Origin of the sequence: Herminiimonas sp. KBW02 (assembly GCF_003852535.1) — a bacterium.
GTDB lineage: Bacteria > Pseudomonadota > Gammaproteobacteria > Burkholderiales > Burkholderiaceae_D > Oxalicibacterium.
On the sequence record NZ_QAJP01000010.1, the window covers coordinates 61,702 to 81,203 of the forward strand.

The following is a 19,502-nucleotide window of genomic DNA, read 5'->3' on the forward strand; positions in this document are numbered from 1 at the left end:
CATCCCTGCGGCGGCAATTATTCTTCGAGCGCACACTGCACCGGCTGGGCCGCGAGTTTTTCGGTCAGCACCTGTGGTGCGATTCCTATCAGGTAACCGCGACGGCCACCGTTGATATATATCTGCTCCAGCGCAAGGATACTCTGCTCTACGTAGACCGGCATCTGTTTCCGCGTACCGAAAGGCGAGGTACCGCCGATCAGGAAACCGGAATGGCGGTTCGCCACTTCCGGCTTGCACGGCTCGACCGACTTGCAACCGATCTGGCGCGCCAGGTTCTTGGTCGAGACCTTGCGGTCGCCATGCATCAGCACGATCAATGGTTTGGCCGCCTCATCCTGCATCACCAGCGTTTTCACGACATGATGCTCGTCTACACCCAGTTTTTGCGCAGAAACCGTGGTTCCGCCATGTTCTTCATAATCGTACGGGTGTTCGGAGAAACCTATCCCGTTACGACGCAACCATTGGGTCGCCGGCGTTTCGGAAATATGCTCTTTTTTGGCCATGCGTGTTACGCTCATCTATAAAATTTGGAGCACATTATGCAACAAGAACTCCGCTTTGCCACCTTCAACGTATGCAATCTGGCATTGCCGGGTATTAAATACTATGAAGACCAGATTCCGTACTCTGCCGAAGAATACGAGGCCAAGATTAGCTGGATCGCGCAACAGCTGGACCGACTCGACGCGGACGTAATCGGCCTGCAGGAGATCTTTTCCCAGCAGGCACTGACCGACGTCCTCGCAAAAACACAGAAATATCGTCATGCACAACAACTGGGCGTCGATCCCGACCCTGACGCCGATCATCTGACGCCCAGCGTCGCCATGATCACACGCTTGCCGGTACTGGCAGGCGCCACGGTTTTTCGTGTTTTACCGCATCAGCTGGCGATCACGCTACCCGGCGTCGCGCACCCGGTCACGCATTTCACGCGCCCTATCCTGCACGCACAAATAGAAGCCGCGCCCGGCCTGGCAGTCGATGTTTTTGTCTGTCACCTGAAATCCAAACTGCCGGATTACCGCAGTGACCTCGACGATGAATTACCGGACCAGACCGGCATCGCCATGTTGCGTTCGCTGATGCGGCGTGGCACCGACGCACTAGGCTTGCGTCATCTGCTGTCGGATATCAAACAGGTGCAGCGCAAACCCATCGTCGTCATGGGTGACTTCAATGATGTCGCCGACGCGATCCCGACCCAGATGGTGATGGGCCTGGGCAAGTATCCATTGAACGGGGTCGATGACCGCCTGTTTGAAAGTTACCGTATCCAGTCACGCCGTGATGTCCTGCGCGATGTCGGCTATACCCACATTCACGACAATAGCTACGAAACGATAGATCACATCCTGGTGTCGGAAGAGTTCAATCCTGGTTCGCCGACTGCTTTAGGCGAAGTCGTCGAAGTGATGTACCTGAATGACCATATGGCTTTCAGGCAGGCTTATGCTTCGGATCACGGCCTGGTACTGGCGCGCATACTGCTGCATGAGCAGGTAGCGGAACCCGCATCCGACGACTAAGGGGCGGGATGCGGTAGATTTACTGGCCGATTACTTGTCTGCGGCAGGCGTCTCGCCGCTATCTTGCTCAGCATCGCTGCTGTCATCATCTGCTTCCGCTGCTACGCTGTCGTCAGGGGCATTGCCCTTTTCCAGCTTGCGCTTCAGCTTTTCTTCTTTTTTTCTTTTCTTTTCCAACTCTTTTTGACGCTTTTCGTACTGAAAATTAGGTTTAGCCAAGTGGTCGCTCTTTGAGTGGATGTTCTGTTTAGGGTAGGCTTCGGGCGCTTATGTGCATGCAATCACGCCCTGCTATGGGACGAATGCTAGCATGCCACCGTCGTTTACGTGTCGGAACTGCGGGCAGGCAAATGCATTGCCATACAACAACATCTGTCTACGTCAGCCTATGCCATGCAAGACTGCGCAATATCCACGCTTTGTGGCGCAAACATAATTTCAGGCTGATTCCGGCCGCCCCTCCTAGCCGCGCGGATGATGCATCTGATGCAGGCGTTTCAAACGCTCGCGCGCGACGTGGGTATAGATTTGCGTAGTGGAAATATCGGAATGACCCAGCAAAAGCTGCACGACACGCAGATCCGCTCCGTGATTCAGCAAATGGGTGGCAAATGCATGACGCAGGGTATGCGGTGACAGCGGTGCATTGATATTGGCGACCAGCGCATGCTTCTTGATCAGGGTCCAGAACATCTGACGCGTCATCGCCCCGCCACGTGCAGTCACGAACAAGGCATCGTCTGTCTGGCCATCCAGGATCACGCCACGCGCTTCCTTCAGGTAGCGCTCTATCCACGCCCGCGCTTCTTCGCCAAACGGAATCAGACGCGTTTTACCGCCCTTGCCTGTGACGCGCAGCACGCCCTCGTTCATGCCGACTTCGACCGATTTCAGCAAGACCAGCTCGGTCACCCGCAAACCGCTGGCGTACATCAACTCCAGCATGGTGCGGTCACGCAAACCCAGTGGCGTGTTGATATCCGGTGCCGCCAGCAAAGCCTCCACCTGTGCTTCCGACAAAGTCTTGGGCATGCGTGGCGGCTGCTTGGCCGAGCGCAGGTGCAGGCATGGATCGTCCTTGATTTTGTTTTGCCGCAGCGCCAGCTGATAGAAGCGCTTGAGTACGGCCAGGCGACGGTTCGATGAAGTAGCTTTGGTAGTGGCGTGTTTGGCGTAGAAATAACCATTCAAATCTTCGGCATACGCCTCCAGCAAAGGCTTGCCGCGCTCCTGCTGCAACCAGACGGCAAACAGACGCAAATCACGGCGATACGCTTCCAGTGAATTTTTGGCGAGACCATCTTCCAGCCACAAGGTGTCGCAGAACTCGTCTATCTCGGCCTGACTGCGCAATGCTTCAGTGCTCATCAATTACCCTGGCTCCCGTAGCCTGCGACCTTTTCATGCGCCAGCAACCAGCGCTTGACGCCGACATGGAAGCTGGTCTCATCATCGTAATGCGAGAAACCGCCGAGGCCATTCGCTGCGGTCACGCGATGGCACGGTATGACCAGTGGATACCAGTTCGCACCACAAGCCTGACCAACGGCACGTGGTGCAGACTTTACGCGGCGCGCAATGTCGCCATACGTCAGCACCTCTCCGCGCGGGATTTCTGCAATCGCTTTCCACACTTTGTTCTGGAAGGCCGTGCCTATCGGAGCCAGTGGCAGGTCGAAGCAGAAATCCGCATCGTGCAGATAACGATCGACTTGCACGGCGGCGCGCTCCGATACAGCATCAAGCGCGGCCTTTTCATGGAAGCTGGCGGGCAAGTACACCAGCTCGCGCACCTGTCCGTCTTCGACACGTATGCCGATGGCGCCGAAGGAAGCTTCGACGATGGCGGTGAACAGGGATTGTGCTGCATTCTGTTGCATGGCGATGGATAGGTAAAAAAAAGCAATGGCCTAAGCATAAAACAAAAAAGGCGCATCTCGCGATGCGCCCTCAAATACCTCCACTGTACCCTCGCCGCGTATAGCATCAGCTATCGCCGCTTTTATTGATACAGGTCTCCCCTACTATCCGGCATCGATGCCGTGTGTGTATCTGTCTCCTGCTATCTATCCTGACTATCCTGTACTGCCTGCTTATGCTGGTGCCGGCCGGGCCTTGCACCAAAGTGGGGTGATTATAGGAAGCTATCCCGCATAAATCAAGCACTCATCTGGATCGGATAATAGCCGAGGAAAACCGCCTGTGCTAGGTTTTTTAACAACGTTTTTCGCCAGACCCGCAATAATATTTTTGACAAGTTTTCAGCATTTATTGTAGGTAGCTACAAATAAAAAGGGCGCATCTGACGATGCGCCCCTGAATCCTGCTCTGCGTTCCCGGCTGTGACTGACTACCCTCACAGCATCATCAAACACAGGTCTCCTCGACTTACCAGCCTGCTGCCTGCAACAGGCAGCGGCCGTGTCTTTAGTCTTCCTTGAATGCTTCTTCGCGTTTTTTGCGCAAGGCCGGCATCAACACTACTGCCATCGCCAATACGGCAACTGCCAGCATGGTTGCGCTGATCGGACGCTGGACAAACACCAACGGATCGCTGCGCGACAACAGCAATGCACGACGCAGATACTCTTCCATCATCGGTCCGATGATGAAGCCCAGCAGCATAGGTGCAGGTTCCGCATCCAGCTTGGCGCAGATATAACCAAACAAACCAAACAAGGCCATCAGGTAAATATCGAAGTCGCTATTATTCAGGCTGAATACACCGATCGCGCAGAACAGCAGAATGGCCGGGAACAGGTGATGGTAAGGCACGGTAATCATGCGCACCCACAAACCGATCATCGGCAGATTCAGCACGATGAGGAAGAAGTTACCAATCCACATCGACGCAATCAAACCCCAGAACAAGGTTGGTTGCTCGGTCATCACCGCCGGACCTGGCTGGATACCCTGAATGATCATCGCGCCGATCATCAGCGCCATCACCGGATTCGAAGGGATACCCAAAGTCAGCATAGGAATGAACGAAGTCTGCGCACCGGCGTTGTTCGCCGATTCAGGAGCAGCCACACCTTCGATAGCACCCTTACCGAATTCTGCCGAGTTTTTCGATACTTTCTTCTCAATCGAATACGCTGCAAACGACGCCAGCATCGCGCCGCCGCCCGGCAGGATACCCAGCGCCGAACCGAGCGCAGTACCACGCAAAACAGGAGCGATGATGCGCTTGAAGTCATCCTTGGTCAGCATCAGGCCGGATACTTTCTTCATCAACAGCGAACGGGTTTCTTCATGTTCGAGGTTGCGGATGATTTCGCCGATACCGAACATACCCATTGCCACGATCACGAAGTTGATACCGTCTGCCAGTTCCGGCAAGTCGAAGGTATAACGTGCCGCACCCGAGTTAACGTCGGAACCAACCAGACCAAGCAACAGACCGAGGATCACCATACCGATCGCATTGAGCAGCGAGCCGCTGGCCAGAACGACGGAAGCAACCAGACCCAGCACCATCAGCGAGAAGTATTCGGCAGGACCGAATTTCAATGCGAGGTCAGCCAGTGGCGGTGCAAACAATGCCAGCAGAATGGTCGCCACGGTACCGGCAAAGAAGGAGCCGATAGCCGCTGTTGCCAGCGCCTTGCCTGCTCGCCCGTTACGCGCCATCTGATATCCGTCGATCGCCGTCACCACCGAGGATGATTCCCCGGGCAGATTGACCAGAATCGCAGTGGTTGAGCCACCGTACTGGGCACCGTAGTAAATACCAGCGAGCATGATCAGTGCGGAAATCGGAGGCAAGGCAAAAGTCGCCGGCAACAACATTGCGATCGTGGCCACAGGACCCAGACCAGGCAACACGCCGACAGCGGTACCGAGGAATACCCCGGCCAGACAGTACGCCAGATTCTGCAAGGACATTGCAGTATCAAAACCCAGCGCCAGATTAGTGAATAATTCCATATGAGTACCTTTTTAACCGCCAAACCATGGGCCAATAATTGCAATCGGCAAGCCGAGCAATTCGACGAACACCACTACCGCAAACACGGCAGCACCTATGGCCAGCGCAATCGCCGGAACCCATTTGAATTTTGAACTGGCATATGCGCTGAACATGATGATCGCAAATACTGCGGCCACCAGGCCGGCACCACGCACCAGGAAACCGAACAGCAAGACGCCGGTCAGGATCAAAATTGTTTCTTTGACGGCAAACTTCCCGATCGGCTCGCCGTCACGGAAGAAAGAACGTACCGATGCCGCCAGGCCGATCAGAGTCAGCAAGCCGCCAAGGATGGTAGGGAAATAAGCGGGACCCATTTTGCCTGCGGTACCCATGTTGTAATCGCGGCCGATGACGACGGCGGCCAGACCGATACAGATAAAAATAACCCCAGTCCAAAAGTCCTTGGGATGTCGGATGAATGATAACAAGTTGCTCCCCTTCTCTAAAAACCAGATGGCTCAACGTCGAATAACAAACATCAAACGTCGAACAAAAACTTTCTGTCCTGCATTGTCCCGGTGGGTGCGAATTTACCGGTCCACTTACTGAAATGACGAGATACACCTGCGCGTATCTCGTCATTTTTAAATTTACTGCATGGAGTTATCAGTCAGCGTAGACGCCAGCCTTCTTGATAATTGGTGCCCACTTGGCGATTTCCGCTTTCAGGTGTGCACGCAGTGCTTCTGGTGTTGCGCGGTTTTCAGCAACCGGCTCGGTACCCAGATCAGCGAAACGTTGCTTGACTGTCGGATCTTTCAAAGCGACTTGCAAAGCGTGTTCCAGTTTGTCGATGATAGGTTTTGGTGTGCTCTTAGGAGCATACAAACCATGCCACACAGCAACTTCAAAGCCTGGCAAGCCAGCTTCGTTCATGGTTGGCAGGTTAGGCAGTGAAGGTACGCGCGTTTTTGTGGTGACCGCGTAAGCCTTGATTTTGCCGCCTTTGATCTGGCTGGTGGTGTTGGTGGTTTGATCGCACATGAAATCAACCTGACCGCCGAGCAAATCGTTCATTGCCGGACCAGTACCTTTGTAAGGAACAGTGGTCAGTTCAGTGTCGATTGCTGTCATGAACAACATACCGCACAAGTGCGAAGCCGAACCAACGCCTGCATTGGCGTAAGTTACTTTGGATTTGTTGGCTTTAACGTAGGCCAGCAATTCTTTCAGGTCTTTCGCCGGGAAGTCGCCGCGCGCGATGAAAGTCATCGGTACGTCGGTGATCAGGCCGATAGGCTCGAAATCATCTACTGCGTTGTAGCTCAGTTTGCGATACAGCGAAGGCGCTGTCGATTGACCGATGTGGTGCAGGAACAGGGTGTAGCCGTCCGGTGCGGATTTCGCAACGCGTGCTGCACCAATTGTGCCGCCGGCGCCGCCGACGTTTTCAACCAATACGGTTTGTTTCAGTGTGTTGCCCATCGATTGCGCAACCAGACGCGCCACTGTATCGGTCGGACCACCCGCAGCAAACGGCACGATCATCGTGATCGGCTTGGTTGGGTAAGGTGTTTGGGCATAGGCAAACGCACTCGCGAACATCGCCAGGCCAGCAACCGATTTCAGAAATTTATGTTTCATGTGACGTGTCTCCTGATTTAATAATTATTGGAAAAACTACAACCGGACTAATCTTTGCCAGCCGTTTGTTCATCCTAACAAAATCGCAAATAAAGCGATACGAGGATAGTGGCTCAATATAAAAATGCACGAAGAAAACAGCTTGAACCCTTCGGGGTAGTATGCCCCAAACTAATCCAAGGGGGCTGATCATACTTACCGAACCTTTCACCAAACTTGCGGGGACAAGACTAAACGATTTTATAGACCGTCTGCAAGAAAGATTCGTGGCAATTTACACCCGTCATAACGCATATCACTGATATACCTGTGCGGCGAAACAAGAATTCACATTATCGATACATTTCCGCATACGCAATATGAAAAACAATCATATTGCATGCGTTAACTAATGTCGCTTATCTATTACTAATGAATGTTTAGCGTGGATTATTACGACGCAGATCAGCATCGCGTGTGACGCCGTACACAATCGCTTTGCCGATGCGGCCTTCCAGCAGTTTATGTACCGGCAGCAGGGCCTGCCGCCAGGCTTCGGTTTCCTGTTCGGTCAGCGTATACACTTTGACCTTCTTTAATTTTTTGATCGCCTGCAGTGCCGCGGCATTCTCTTCTTCCGCCAGATTGTTGCCATACACAGTCGCTTCGCGCATCGCGAGATCTATCGTATTACGCAAATCGGAAGGCAAGCCATCCCAGAACTTCTTGTTCACAACCACTGCACTACCCAGATAGCCATGGTTGGAAATGGTCACATTGCTCTGCACTTCATACCATTTTCTTGCGTAAAAATTAACAGGTGAGGTCTCTGCACCGTCAACAACACCACCTTGCAAGGCCGGATACACTTCGTGCGCATCCAGTATCAATGGAATGGCGCCGAGTGCTTCCATCTGCCAGGACAAGACTTTGGAAGAGTGGATGCGCATCGCCAGGCCGGAGAAATCAGATGGGACGCGCAGCAATTTATTGCCCGACATGATTTTGAAACCGTTATTCCAGTAGGCGAGGCCGACCATGCCCTTGGAATCCAGCTTGCGCAGCAGGGTTTTGCCGATCGGGCCTTCTGTCACGCGCGCGACTGATTCCTTATCAGTAAAGGCAAACGGCAAATCAAATACCTCGAAATCCTGGACGCCGAACTGGGCCAGCTTGGCCAGGGACGGCGCCAGCATCTGTACTGCACCCAATTGCAGCGCTTCCAGTTCGTCGGTTTCTTTGTAGAGCAGGTTATTCGGATAGACGTCGACCCGGATCCGGCGCTGGCTATTGCGTTCCACCAATTCCTTGAAACGTAGCGCCGCCTTGCCTTTCGGGCTGTCGGCCGGAGAAACGTGACTGAATTTAATTACAGTGGTCGTTTGCGCGGATACAATTACGCTGGTCAGCGATAATGCCAAACCAAGCATAAACAGATGCAGTTTTGTTGCTAATTTCATCGCACGATCAGGAGATCTCAAATTCGGGTTGATACTATGCGCAGTCACCTTAAGCGTCACAACTGTGGTTATCCACATCCTGTGTCGCAGTAAATGGGTTATACGCGCTCGCAATACACCAGCATTTTTTAATTTGAATGTAATGCTGAATAGAACAGCAAAAAATCGACACAGACTATTCCGGCGCAATACATGCTTCTGAAGCTGCGCTTTTTATGTAAATAGTATGGTCGGTTTTTTATTTAGTTATTTATGATACCAAATCAAACCCGCTCACCAAGCTTCGGTTTTCCAAGTCGCAAACAAGCGTGGCGTTGGCTTGCTCCATTATTCCTGGCGCTGCTGTTCCTGACCACGCTGATCTGGCTGCCGCTGCATGAGAAGCAGCAGGAAGCCGCCGAACGCCAGGAACAATTGATTGCCGACTCCCTGTGGGTCGAGCAAACCATACGCTTCCAGCTGCAACGCAACGAAGAGAGCCTGGGCCTGATGGGTTCCGAGATTGTATCCGGCTATCTGGTCGGCAAGCGCTTGCTGGACCGGATGGAAGGCCTGATTCGCAACAATCACGAAATCCATCGCATCATCCAGCTCGATGCAGACGGCAAGTTGCTGACCTCGACCGATGAAACGCTGATCAGCTTCAATGAGCTGTCAGCGCCGTCGAAACGCGCGTACGAGCGTGCGCGCACGACCCGCACTCCGCTCTACAGCCAACCGGCCACCGATATCAGCGGCCCGGTGATGATCGACTATCACGTCCCGCTTTTTGTCGGCAACAAGTATATAGGCAGCATCATCGCCAGCTACCTCGCATCCAGCATCCTGGACGATATGGTGCCGTGGTGGTTTGCCCAGGACAATGAGATTGCGCTGACGGACATCAACGACGTCATCATTCACAAGCGTGCATCCGGTGGTGCCGGTCGCGGTGTTTATACACACCGGCGCGCACTGAATCTGGCCGGACTCTCGCTCAAACTCAGCACCAACAGTATCAAGAGCGCACCGAAGCTGCTACCGAGTTTGCTGGTCGACACCGTCATCCTGCTCTCGCTGGGTCTGGCCTGGAGTTTGATCGCGCTGTGGCGCGATATTAATCGACGGCTGGCAGCAGAAACCGCATTGCGTGAACAAATCGCCTTCCGTACCGCGATGGAGAACTCGCTGATCACCGGTTTGCGCGCACGTGACCTCGAAGGTCGCGTGACCTATGTAAACCCGGCGTTCTCGCAAATGGTCGGGATGCCAGCCGAAGAAATCGTCGGCCATCTGCCTCCTATGCCTTACTGGGCACCGGAAGCGCGCACTGAATATCAGCGCCATTTCTCGCAAGTCGCAGCTGGCACCGCCAATCCGCAAGGCTTTGAAACCATCTTCCAGCACTCTGACGGGCGTCGCATACCGGTACTGATTTTTGAATCGCCGCTGGTCGACAATACCGGCGCGCAAACCGGCTGGATGGGTTCCATCCTCGACATTTCCGACCGCAAACGGGTCGAAGACCTGAACCGGCAGCAGGAAGAAAAACTGCAGGCCAGTGCACGTCTGGCCACCATGGGTGAGATTGCATCGACCCTGGCACATGAGCTGAACCAGCCGCTGGCGGCGATTTCCAGCTACACCACCGGTGCGCTGAATATGCTGGAACGTGATAAATCCAAGGAAGCTGAAGTCAATATCGACATGCTGACGCACGCGCTGGAGAAAGCACAGGCGCAAGCGCAACGCGCCGGGCAAATCATACGCAGCGTCCATACCTTCGTGAAAAAACGCGAACCTATGCGTACCGCTGTGACCATCGAAGAATTAATCGATAACGTCGCGCCGCTGGTCGAACTGCAGGCACAAAAATACTTCGTCTTCATCAAGATCGATATTCCGGACAACCTGCCTTCCGTACTGGCCGATCACGTCTTGCTGGAACAAGTGCTGCTCAACCTGACACGCAATGCAATCGAATCGATGCAAGGCATCGCGCCGGAAAAACGCGTGCTGCGTATCGCCGCCGCAGTCGATGATGCGATACCGCCGAACGTTGTGGTCTCGATCAGCGACCAGGGTCACGGCATCCCGCCGGAAGTTGCCGAGCGCCTGTATTCGCCGTTCTTTTCAACCAAGGCCGACGGGATGGGTATGGGCCTGAGCATTTGCCGTACTGCAATAGAATTCCACGGTGGCACGCTCACGCATACAGACAATCCGGGCGGCGGCACCATCTTCCGTTTTTCACTTCCGACATTGCAAAATCGCTTGATCGAAACGACAATGCGTGCAAACCAAAGATAAAAGAATATCCTTTTGATATATTTTTGACACTTATACCAGCGACGCAAACGCTGCTATCACTTAGATACAACGCAACACCCGGCAGACCGACAGGATATTTAATGCTGCACATTATTGATGATGAAGAAGTAATCCGCGACTCGCTGATGTGGCTGGCCAAGTCACGCGGCATTCCAGCCGCCGCCTATGACAGCGGCAAGGCTTTCCTCACCACACTGGATAACATGCCACGCGCCACCAGCCCGCAGGGGCAATGCATATTGCTGGATGTGCGTATGCCGGAAGTCAGCGGCGTTGCATTGTTCGACTTGCTGACCACGCGCGGCCTGACACAAACTTTCCCGGTTATTTTCCTGACTGGCCACGGCGATGTACCGATGGCGGTAGACACCCTGAAGCGCGGTGCTTTCGATTTCTTTGAAAAGCCGTTCAATGACAACAAGCTGATGGATCGCATCCAGGAAGCACTCGCCTCCTCAGAGCATGCATCGGCCAGTGTCGCCATCCACACCCGCCTGGCCGCCTTGTCTGGTCGCGAACGCGAAGTGCTGGACCTGATCCTGGAAGGCAAGATGAATAAAGTCATCGCCGACAAACTGGGCATCAGCATGCGCACGGTCGAAGTACACCGCGCGCATATCTTCGACAAGATGAATGTAAAGACCGCAGTCGAACTGGCGCGTCTCTTAAAGTAAAATCACACCATACCGGGGCGCACCTCGTGCCCCGGTGACCTTAGCACTTTCCTCAACTGTTACTCCACTCCGGCGCCCGGCGCTGATTGTCATGCATATCGTCAATATCCTGCTGCCCGACTTCATGCTGATCCTGTTCGGCGCAGTCCTGTTCCGCGTCACCAAATGGGATGCGGAATTCTGGATCGGGATGGAGAAACTGATTTACTACGTGCTGTTCCCGGCACTGCTGTTCTACTCCTGCGCACGTTCGCCGATCAACTTCGCCGCCACCGGCCAGTTCCTGCAAGTCGCCATCGCTGCCTGCGTCACTGGCATCGTCTTCGGCTGGCTGGCCAAACCGCTGTTCAAATCGGCACCCATGGTATTCGAGTCCGGCGTGCAAACAGCATTCCGCTTCAACTCCTATATCGCACTGGCGATCGCCAGCCGCCTCGGCGGCGCCGAAGGTACTTCACTGATGGGCCTGGTGATCGGTTTCGCCGTCCCCTTGTGCAATATGGCTGCCGTCCACGCGCTGGTGAAGAACAAGGGCGGTCTGATGCTTGAATTGCTGAAGAACCCGCTGCTGATGGCGACCCTGGGCGGCGTCACCTTCAACCTGCTCGGCTTCCATCTGCCGGAACTGGCAGGCGCTTTCCTGTCGCGCCTCGGCAATGCCTCAATCGCACTCGGCCTGATCATGGTCGGCGCCGGCCTGCGCCTGACTGGTTTGCATGCATCGAAAGGCATCGCCGCCTACTTCATCATCGTCAAACTGCTGATCGTGCCGCTGGTCACCTACGGCCTCGGCCTCTGGCTGGGGCTATCGAACGCGCATTTGCAAATGGTCGTCATGTTTGCCGCGCTGCCAACCGCCTCCAGCGCCTATGTGCTGGCGGTGCGCATGGGCGGTAACGGCCCGTTTGTAGCCTTCCTGATTTCGGCCGGCACCCTGATTTCGATGGCGACCCTGCCGCTGTGGCTGGCGCTGCTACAGTAAGCGGGAATTTTTCTGCCGGGCACCTGATTCAGCACTATCGCGGCTCCGTGCGCAGGATAAAATACGCTCGCCTGAAAAAAGATTGAACTCAGGACACATAATTGCATCGTAGCTGCAGGCTTGAGTGCAAGAATCAGGCGCATCGTCCGGCGCCCAACCTCAGGGATACCCTTATTCAATGCAACATTTCACTGCCCATCTGCATGAAGAAGCTGGCACCCTCGCACTGGGTGCATCGCTCGCGCGTGCGCTGCAACCGGGCCTGACCATCTATCTGCACGGCGACCTGGGCGCCGGAAAAACCGCATTGACGCGCGCCCTGCTGCATGCGCTGGGTCATACCGGCCACGTCAAGAGCCCGACTTATACACTGGCCGAACCCTATACCATCACCATCGGCGATGAAGCAGTCAATGTCATCCACTTCGACCTGTACCGGATGGCGAGTGCGGAAGAATTCCTCGATGCCGGCTTCCGTGAGTACTTCAATCAGCAAACGATCTGCATTATCGAATGGCCGGAAAAGGCTGAAACGGTATTGCCACCTCCCGATATCAGCATTTCACTCGCAGTTGCGGGCGAAGGGCGTGATGTAGAATTGCAAGCGTTGTCCGACCAAGGTGTTGAATGTCTGAACCGACTGAAATTCGCTCCAAACCTGTGAAAGCAAAAGTGCGTCGCACAGTCCTCAAGGCTGGCGGCACTTTGCTGATCTCGCTGTTTTCGCCGCTCCCGGCCTTCGCTTCGCAAATCCTCGCCGTCCGCGTATGGCCGTCCGAGGACTACACCCGCGTCACGCTGGAAAACGACGCCAACCTGAAGACCAATCACTTCATCATCAAGAACCCTGAGCGGCTGGTGGTGGACGTCGAAGGCATCGACCTGAATCCGACGCTGAAAAGCCTGATCGCGAAGATTCAGCCGAACGATCCATATATCAAACAGGTACGCGTAGGTCAGAACCGTCCCGGCGTAGTGCGCCTGGTGTTCGACCTGAAGGAAGAAGTGAATCCACAGGTGTTTACACTGGCACCGGTAGACAAGTATCAACACCGTCTGGTGTTCGATCTGTACCCGGTGAATCCGCCTGATCCTATCGCCGCACTGATAGAAAAAGGCCAGTGGTCGCTCGACAAGCCGAACGAACCGACCATGCCGCCGCCGGTAGCCGAAGTCAAACCACCGTTTGCCGAACCAAAACCGGATCGCCTGCCGCAAGTCAGTCGCATGCTGACGATAGCGCTGGATCCTGGCCACGGCGGGGAAGATCCCGGTGCGGTAGGCCGTGGCGGCAGCTATGAGAAACACATCGTGCTGTCCATCGCCAAGCGCCTCAAAGCCAAGCTGGAACAACATCCGAATATGCGTGTCATGCTGACGCGTGACGGCGACTACTTCGTGCCGCTGCATGTACGCGTACAAAAAGCACGCAAGGTACAAGCTGATTTATTTGTCTCTATCCACGCGGACGCCTTCGTGCAACCGACGGCGAATGGTTCATCGGTCTTCGCCTTATCGGAAAAAGGTGCGAGCTCGACTGCCGCACGCTGGCTGGCGAACAAGGAAAACGCTGCCGATCTGATCGGCGGCACGAATATCAAGAATCACGACAAGCAACTCGCCAGCGTGCTGCTAGACCTTTCCACTACGGCGCAGATCAATGACAGCCTGCGTCTGGGCAAAGCAGTGTTGAATGAAATCGGTGGCGTCAATCGCCTGCACAAGAATGCAGTGGAACAAGCTGGTTTTGCGGTATTGAAAGCGCCGGATATCCCGAGCATCCTGATCGAAACTGCGTTCATCTCGAATCCGGAAGAGGAAGCCAAGCTGAACGACGATGCTTATCAGGACCGGATGGCAGATGCGGTGGCGCAAGGTATCAGGAAATACTTTGCGAAAAACCCACCGCTGGCGAAAGGCCGGATGATGTAACTGGAAGGACTATAAAAAAAGGCGCTTAGGAAAACCAAGCGCCTTTTTTATTTTATTTATTTTTGAAGCGTTGCAAGACTTTCCACAACGCGCCGAGTGCTACCGGCACTGCCGCAGCACCGACACCGATCAGCACAATGGTATTCAAATGATCACGGATAATAGGAATGTTACCGAACAGGTAACCGCCAACCACCAGCAAACCTACCCACAGTACCGCGCCGATACAGTTAAATAACTGGAACCGGAAGAAAGTCATTTCCGAGACCCCGGCAATAAACGGAGCAAAGGTGCGTGCGATCGGGATGAAACGCGCGAGGATCAGGGTCTTGCCACCATGCTTTTCATAAAAAGCATGGGTTTTACGCAAGGCATCCCGGTCCAGCCAGCGGTAATCGTGGGTGAATACTTTCTCGCCTATCGCATGCCCTATCCAGTAATTCACGGTATTGCCCAGGATCGCCGCCGTCATCAGCAAAGCCATCAGCAGCCATAAATTCATACTGCCGGACGCGCAAAATGCTCCCGCAATAAAAAGCAGGGTATCGCCAGGCAGAAAGGGGAAGACGACCAGACCGGTTTCGCTAAAGATAATTGCAAACAGCACGACGTAAATCAGCATGCCGTATTGCGCGATAAAAGTGCCTAAATACTTGTCGACATGCAAAATCATGTCGAAGAACTGCATGAAATCCATAATTTTCCTTGGTAGCGGCAGAATGATACACCAGCGGCACTGCCGGCAGGCACGTAGAAAGACTACGCACAGCGCCGACAGTTCACTGCACCGTGCGGCCATGCAATCCGAAGTTATAATCTACCCATGTACGCAACCACCCAACCTTTCCGGCCGATACAGCCACTCTCCGACCAACTCATTTCGCAAATCGCCGCCGGTGAGGTCGTCGAACGCCCGTCTGCCGTCGTCAAGGAATTGCTGGAAAACGCACTGGATGCCGGCGCCACGCAAATCAATATCCGGCTGGAACAAGGTGGCGTGAAGCGTATCGCGATTACCGACAACGGCCGCGGCATTGCTCCGGAACAATTGCCACTGGCGCTGGCGCGCCACGCGACATCAAAGATCAATTCGCTGAACGAACTGGAAAATGTAGGAACACTAGGCTTTCGCGGTGAAGCACTGGCTTCGATTGCATCCGTCTCGCAACTCACGCTGACTTCGCGTACGGCAGACGCACAGCACGCATGGGAAATCAGCGGCGTGCAAGGCAGCGATCAAAAAAACACCGTCGCGCCATCGTCCGGCTCAACCGGCACCACCGTCGATGTACAGGACCTGTACTTCAATACGCCAGCACGACGGAAGTTTCTGAAAACAGAACAAACCGAATTCGGCCATTGCGCAGAAGTTGTGCGCCGCATTGCGCTGTCGCGCCCGGACGTCGCGTTCTCACTGACACACAACGGCAAGACCGTCGATCACTGGTCGGTGAATGACATCGCCAAGCGCAGCGCACACATCCTCGGCAGTGAGTTCTCCGGTGCACGCCTGCCGCTGGAAGAAACCGCAGGCCCTCTGCACCTGCACGGTTATATCGGCTTGCCGACAGCGTCCAAGGCGCGCGGCGATGCGCAATATTTCTATGTCAACGGCCGTTTCGTACGCGACAAATTATTGATGCATGCCGTGCGCTCTGCGTATCAGGATGTGCTGCACGGTGACCGCTACCCGTCTTATGTCATCAGTCTGGATCTGGATCCGGCCCTGGTTGACGTCAACGTGCATCCATCGAAAATCGAAGTGCGTTTCCGCGATAGCCGCGCCGTACATCAATTCGTCTTCCATGCGGTCAGCCGTGCACTGGCGCAAACTTCAGCGACTGCTTTCGGCGCCGTACCGTCACCGACGCCGGCACCGTCCGGCGCATTGCCATGGTTGCGCGATGCGCAGCAAACCACATTTGCGCCGCAATTCCAGCAGCAATACGGCGTTGCGCAAACGACGGCGAATTATGGCGCCTTGTTTAATACGGACGCGGCTGCTTCAGATAGCAGCAATGGCAGCGCACCATCCCTGCCCGTATTCAACGGCGCTGCAGCGCAAGCCATGTCCGACGAAGAATTCCCGCTCGGCTTTGCACTGGCCCAGCTGCACGGCATCTTCATCCTCGCGCAAAACACCAAGGGCCTGGCGCTGGTCGATATGCATGCGGCCCATGAACGCATACTCTACGAGCAACTGAAGAACGCGTTGGATGACAATGCGATGCAAGTGCAACCGCTGTTGATTCCGATCACCTTCTATGCCGACGACGTCGAAGTCGGTACCGCCGAAGACAGCAAAGAAACCTTGGAATCGCTGGGCTTTGATATCGCCGTCATGTCGCCGACCACGCTCGCAATACGCGCAGTACCGACCTTGCTCAGGAACGCCGATGCACAATCGCTGGCGCGTGACGTCTTGCGCGATGTACGCGAATACGGCGGCTCACGCGTGCTGGTGGAAAGACGCAATGAATTGCTCGGCACGCTGGCCTGCCATACCGCAGTACGCGCCAACCGCATGCTGACCGTGCCGGAAATGAATGCGTTGCTGCGCCAGATGGAAGCCACCGAGCGTGCCGATCAGTGCAATCATGGTCGTCCGACCTGGGTGCAACTGGGCCTGTCCGATCTCGACAAACTCTTCGAGCGCGGACGTTAAGATGTCGGCTAAACCACTGGTCGTCTCCATCATGGGGCCGACCGCATCCGGCAAAACTGCCGCCGCACTGGCTATCGCAGAACGCATCCCGGCAGAAATCATCTCCGTCGATTCTGCACTCGTGTATCGCGAGATGGACATAGGCACGGCCAAGCCCACCGCAGCAGAACTGGCGCAAGTACCGCACCACCTGATCGACATCCTCGATCCGCTGGAATCGTATTCAGTGATGCAATTCCGTCAGGATGCGATCCGCCTGGCCGCAGACATCCATGCGCGCGGCAAACTACCGCTGCTGGTCGGCGGCACCATGCTGTACTTCAAAGGTTTGAAAGACGGGCTGGACGCGCTGCCGCAGGCAGATGCCGCACTGCGCGCAGAGCTGGATGCGGAAGCTGCAGCAATCGGCTCGCCTGCGATGCATGCCAAACTGGCGGCACTCGATCCCATTACTGCCGAGCGCCTGAAACCGAACGACTCGCAACGCATACAACGCGCACTGGAAATCATTGCGCTCACAGGCCAACCGATGTCGGCCTTGCTGGCGCAGGCGCCGAAAACCGAACTGCCGTTTACGCTACTGCCCATCGCACTGGAACCATCCGATCGCAGCGTCCTGCATACACGTATCGCCACGCGCTTCGACGCGATGCTGAAAGGCGGTGCCCTGCTGGATGAAGTCAAAGCACTGCGCGCACGTGGCGACCTGCATCTGGGCCTGCCATCGATGCGCTGCGTAGGCTATCGTCAAAGCTGGGAATATCTGGATGGCGCTTACGGCCTGGCAGAATTACGCGAACGCGGCATTGCTGCCACCCGTCAACTGGCGAAACGACAACTCACCTGGCTGCGCTCCATGGACGACCGCCACATCATCGATTGCCTGGCGCCGGATGCGACTGGCAGCATCCTGCAACAAATAGAAACGGCGCAAAATCAGGGCTGATTGCAAATTCCACAATATTTTTAACGAATATTCAGCAAGTAATGGAATTTGGATATTGACAGGGAATGCCAAAAACGCGATAATTTTCGGCTATCTGGTGATATAGCTCAGTTGGTTAGAGCACAGCACTCATAATGCTGGGGTCGGTGGTTCAAGTCCACCTATCACCACCAAGAACATGTTTCGGGAGCAATCCTGAACTTTACAAAAACCCGCTTTCAGCCCCGGCCGAAGCGGGTTTTTTGTTGTCTGTCTCTTTCCGGCGCGGCCGTTCAGTTGGTATCTGAAAAACCTATGCTGTCATCCGCTGTACGGTGCTCACTCACACATCCCGGTAAGTTCGCGTAGTTCAATGTGAATCATTACATTTGCTTGCTGACGTTGACGGATACGGAACTGGCACCAGAACAGAACGCCGGTATACATAAACTGCCCCCCGAAACCGCTGCTTTTTTGTTCGCTTTGGTATTCGATATCGCCTCCCTTGCATTCAGGCAAGACAAAAATACCTGGAACGTGCCAGGCATTTTAATCATCGACCATCTGATCGTTTATCTCTTTCTTCCGCAGTCAGTCGTATCCTTATACTCAACCGGCACCATCGTCATGGACTCGTTAGTCTTTACTATCTTATGCGCCGTCGCCAGACATTGCGGAACGTCGGTAAAGATCAGCTCATAATCAGCGTCAGGCTCGGGGATCAAGGTCTTTTTCATATAGCAACCATCCTTAAGAACGATGTCATAAGCCCCGCCTTTAAGCACTGTATTTGGCTTGAGAAACCTGAATGTAATCGGTTCATTAGCAGCGACATAAATCTCTGAAGTGACAAAATTCTTGTCAACAGAATGTGCCGTCTCAGGCATGCCTATTTTCTTATTGTTCAGATTCTTTTCAAATCCAATAGCCATTTGAACATTGGCTACCATGCCGTTTCCTGGCAATTTATCATTCACGCATGCACTGTTTGGATAAGCACGCACTCCACGATAATCGATATCTTGTATAACGACCCGGACTCTTGCGCGCTCTCCGGCTGTAGGCTCAGTGACAACAACGTTTTGTTTGAGTGTGTTACAGCCGCTCAAGAGAAAAGCTGCGGCTATTAGAAACAGAAGTTTTTTATGCATTTACAGACATTTCAAAATAAAAACTCAACGGCCCGAACTGCGCTTCTCGTAGTACCAACTTATCGTACCGGCAAAAAAACCTATGAAGAGAACAAGTAAAACCATACGACCAGCACGATTCCAGCCAGGGAAAGTATAGGGAATACCGTGAAGAAACCATTGAAAGATTGGTCCAATCACTAATTCGCTAAGTACTACTATGCAAGCAGCACTTAAAAAGAATAACAACATATGATGAACCCATCTTACAAATTCAAACTTCTTACGGCTTTCCACTTTTTCTCCACTTTGCTCTGCATGGCTGACCTTAGTATTTCTTGAGTCACGAA

At 54.2% G+C, this 19,502-nt stretch carries 19 protein-coding genes and 1 tRNA gene; 9 read left to right on the plus strand and 11 right to left on the minus strand.

Annotated elements, in window-relative coordinates:
- Positions 1-17: 17 nt before the first annotated feature.
- Positions 18-509: a Cys-tRNA(Pro) deacylase gene (gene ybaK / locus DBR37_RS16125; protein ID WP_124575504.1), complete on the minus strand. Its 492-nt coding sequence runs from the start codon at positions 507-509 to the stop codon at positions 18-20.
- Between the two features lie 36 nt (positions 510-545).
- Here ybaK and DBR37_RS16130 point away from each other — a divergent pair, with 36 nt between their 5' ends.
- A complete protein-coding gene (locus DBR37_RS16130; protein ID WP_124575505.1) occupies positions 546-1,535 on the plus strand; it encodes an endonuclease/exonuclease/phosphatase family protein in 990 nt (329 codons plus the stop codon).
- Positions 1,536-1,565: 30 nt separating this feature from the next.
- Here the strand turns inward: DBR37_RS16130 and DBR37_RS16135 are convergent, their stop codons facing one another.
- The 7 genes from DBR37_RS16135 to DBR37_RS16165 form a co-directional block, all read right to left on the minus strand.
- Entirely contained in the window at positions 1,566-1,754 is a 189-nt protein-coding gene (locus tag DBR37_RS16135; protein WP_124575506.1) for a hypothetical protein, read from the minus strand.
- Positions 1,755-1,997: 243 nt separating this feature from the next.
- Positions 1,998-2,903, minus strand: coding sequence for a site-specific tyrosine recombinase XerD (gene xerD / locus DBR37_RS16140; protein ID WP_124575507.1), 906 nt, complete (start codon positions 2,901-2,903; stop codon positions 1,998-2,000).
- Positions 2,903-3,415: a methylated-DNA--[protein]-cysteine S-methyltransferase gene (locus tag DBR37_RS16145; RefSeq protein ID WP_124575508.1), complete on the minus strand. Its 513-nt coding sequence runs from the start codon at positions 3,413-3,415 to the stop codon at positions 2,903-2,905. Before DBR37_RS16145 ends, xerD begins: the two co-directional genes overlap by 1 nt.
- 547 nt (positions 3,416-3,962) lie before the next feature.
- The gene (locus DBR37_RS16150; RefSeq protein ID WP_124575509.1) at positions 3,963-5,465 is read right to left on the minus strand and encodes a tripartite tricarboxylate transporter permease; all 1,503 of its coding nucleotides are present in this window, start codon (positions 5,463-5,465) and stop codon (positions 3,963-3,965) included.
- A 12-nt stretch (positions 5,466-5,477) separates the two neighbouring features.
- On the minus strand, positions 5,478-5,939 hold the full coding sequence (locus DBR37_RS16155; RefSeq protein ID WP_124575510.1) for a tripartite tricarboxylate transporter TctB family protein: 462 nt from the start codon (positions 5,937-5,939) through the stop codon (positions 5,478-5,480).
- 178 nt (positions 5,940-6,117) lie between these two features.
- On the minus strand, positions 6,118-7,095 hold the full coding sequence (locus DBR37_RS16160; RefSeq protein WP_124575511.1) for a tripartite tricarboxylate transporter substrate binding protein BugD: 978 nt from the start codon (positions 7,093-7,095) through the stop codon (positions 6,118-6,120).
- Positions 7,096-7,514: 419 nt separating this feature from the next.
- Positions 7,515-8,534: a DctP family TRAP transporter solute-binding subunit gene (locus DBR37_RS16165; RefSeq protein ID WP_370454267.1), complete on the minus strand. Its 1,020-nt coding sequence runs from the start codon at positions 8,532-8,534 to the stop codon at positions 7,515-7,517.
- 252 nt (positions 8,535-8,786) lie between these two features.
- Between DBR37_RS16165 and DBR37_RS16170 the strand changes: the two genes are divergently transcribed.
- The 5 genes from DBR37_RS16170 (at position 8,787) to DBR37_RS16190 (ending at position 14,432) form a co-directional block, all read left to right on the plus strand.
- Positions 8,787-10,823, plus strand: a complete 2,037-nt coding sequence (locus DBR37_RS16170) for an ATP-binding protein (RefSeq protein WP_124575513.1) — start codon at positions 8,787-8,789, stop codon at positions 10,821-10,823.
- Positions 10,824-10,924: 101 nt separating this feature from the next.
- On the plus strand, positions 10,925-11,518 hold the full coding sequence (locus tag DBR37_RS16175) for a response regulator transcription factor (RefSeq protein ID WP_124575514.1): 594 nt from the start codon (positions 10,925-10,927) through the stop codon (positions 11,516-11,518).
- 91 nt (positions 11,519-11,609) lie between these two features.
- Positions 11,610-12,500: an AEC family transporter gene (locus DBR37_RS16180; RefSeq protein WP_124575515.1), complete on the plus strand. Its 891-nt coding sequence runs from the start codon at positions 11,610-11,612 to the stop codon at positions 12,498-12,500.
- Between the two features lie 178 nt (positions 12,501-12,678).
- Positions 12,679-13,164, plus strand: coding sequence for a tRNA (adenosine(37)-N6)-threonylcarbamoyltransferase complex ATPase subunit type 1 TsaE (gene tsaE, locus DBR37_RS16185; protein WP_124575516.1), 486 nt, complete (start codon positions 12,679-12,681; stop codon positions 13,162-13,164).
- Complete coding sequence (locus DBR37_RS16190; RefSeq protein ID WP_124575517.1) at positions 13,128-14,432, plus strand: N-acetylmuramoyl-L-alanine amidase; 1,305 nt, start codon at positions 13,128-13,130, stop codon at positions 14,430-14,432. Before tsaE ends, DBR37_RS16190 begins: the two co-directional genes overlap by 37 nt.
- Positions 14,433-14,484: 52 nt before the next feature.
- Here DBR37_RS16190 and DBR37_RS16195 read toward each other — a convergent pair whose 3' ends face one another.
- Positions 14,485-15,129 (minus strand): VTT domain-containing protein, encoded by a 645-nt coding sequence (locus tag DBR37_RS16195; protein WP_124575518.1) that lies wholly within the window; start codon positions 15,127-15,129, stop codon positions 14,485-14,487.
- Between the two features lie 126 nt (positions 15,130-15,255).
- Here DBR37_RS16195 and mutL point away from each other — a divergent pair, with 126 nt between their 5' ends.
- From mutL to DBR37_RS16210, 3 genes are all read left to right on the plus strand, one after another.
- Complete coding sequence (mutL, locus tag DBR37_RS16200) at positions 15,256-17,097, plus strand: DNA mismatch repair endonuclease MutL (RefSeq protein ID WP_124575519.1); 1,842 nt, start codon at positions 15,256-15,258, stop codon at positions 17,095-17,097.
- A gap of 1 nt (position 17,098) precedes the next feature.
- Positions 17,099-18,043 (plus strand): tRNA (adenosine(37)-N6)-dimethylallyltransferase MiaA, encoded by a 945-nt coding sequence (miaA, locus tag DBR37_RS16205; protein ID WP_124575520.1) that lies wholly within the window; start codon positions 17,099-17,101, stop codon positions 18,041-18,043.
- Between the two features lie 96 nt (positions 18,044-18,139).
- Positions 18,140-18,216, plus strand: a tRNA-Met gene (locus tag DBR37_RS16210).
- A 378-nt stretch (positions 18,217-18,594) separates the two neighbouring features.
- On the opposite strand, the gene DBR37_RS16215 is transcribed toward DBR37_RS16210, so the two are convergent.
- Positions 18,595-19,173, minus strand: coding sequence for a hypothetical protein (locus DBR37_RS16215; RefSeq protein ID WP_124575521.1), 579 nt, complete (start codon positions 19,171-19,173; stop codon positions 18,595-18,597).
- 24 nt (positions 19,174-19,197) lie between these two features.
- The gene (locus tag DBR37_RS17330; protein WP_233588412.1) at positions 19,198-19,449 is read right to left on the minus strand and encodes a hypothetical protein; all 252 of its coding nucleotides are present in this window, start codon (positions 19,447-19,449) and stop codon (positions 19,198-19,200) included.
- Positions 19,450-19,502 lie beyond the last annotated feature (53 nt).

Coding starts and splice junctions, on each gene's coding strand:
- DBR37_RS16180 (WP_124575515.1), top strand. CDS start 11,610: ATGCATATCGTCAATATCCTGCTGCCCGACTTCATGCTGATCCTGTTC.
- DBR37_RS16215 (WP_124575521.1), bottom strand. CDS start 19,173: ATGCATAAAAAACTTCTGTTTCTAATAGCCGCAGCTTTTCTCTTGAGC.
- ybaK (WP_124575504.1), bottom strand. CDS start 509: ATGGCCAAAAAAGAGCATATTTCCGAAACGCCGGCGACCCAATGGTTG.
- DBR37_RS16170 (WP_124575513.1), top strand. CDS start 8,787: ATGATACCAAATCAAACCCGCTCACCAAGCTTCGGTTTTCCAAGTCGC.
- mutL (WP_124575519.1), top strand. CDS start 15,256: ATGTACGCAACCACCCAACCTTTCCGGCCGATACAGCCACTCTCCGAC.
- DBR37_RS16145 (WP_124575508.1), bottom strand. CDS start 3,415: ATGCAACAGAATGCAGCACAATCCCTGTTCACCGCCATCGTCGAAGCT.
- DBR37_RS16165 (WP_370454267.1), bottom strand. CDS start 8,534: ATGAAATTAGCAACAAAACTGCATCTGTTTATGCTTGGTTTGGCATTA.
- DBR37_RS16190 (WP_124575517.1), top strand. CDS start 13,128: ATGTCTGAACCGACTGAAATTCGCTCCAAACCTGTGAAAGCAAAAGTG.
- DBR37_RS16160 (WP_124575511.1), bottom strand. CDS start 7,095: ATGAAACATAAATTTCTGAAATCGGTTGCTGGCCTGGCGATGTTCGCG.
- DBR37_RS16130 (WP_124575505.1), top strand. CDS start 546: ATGCAACAAGAACTCCGCTTTGCCACCTTCAACGTATGCAATCTGGCA.
- tsaE (WP_124575516.1), top strand. CDS start 12,679: ATGCAACATTTCACTGCCCATCTGCATGAAGAAGCTGGCACCCTCGCA.
- DBR37_RS16195 (WP_124575518.1), bottom strand. CDS start 15,129: ATGGATTTCATGCAGTTCTTCGACATGATTTTGCATGTCGACAAGTAT.
- DBR37_RS16175 (WP_124575514.1), top strand. CDS start 10,925: ATGCTGCACATTATTGATGATGAAGAAGTAATCCGCGACTCGCTGATG.
- DBR37_RS16150 (WP_124575509.1), bottom strand. CDS start 5,465: ATGGAATTATTCACTAATCTGGCGCTGGGTTTTGATACTGCAATGTCC.
- miaA (WP_124575520.1), top strand. CDS start 17,099: ATGTCGGCTAAACCACTGGTCGTCTCCATCATGGGGCCGACCGCATCC.
- xerD (WP_124575507.1), bottom strand. CDS start 2,903: ATGAGCACTGAAGCATTGCGCAGTCAGGCCGAGATAGACGAGTTCTGC.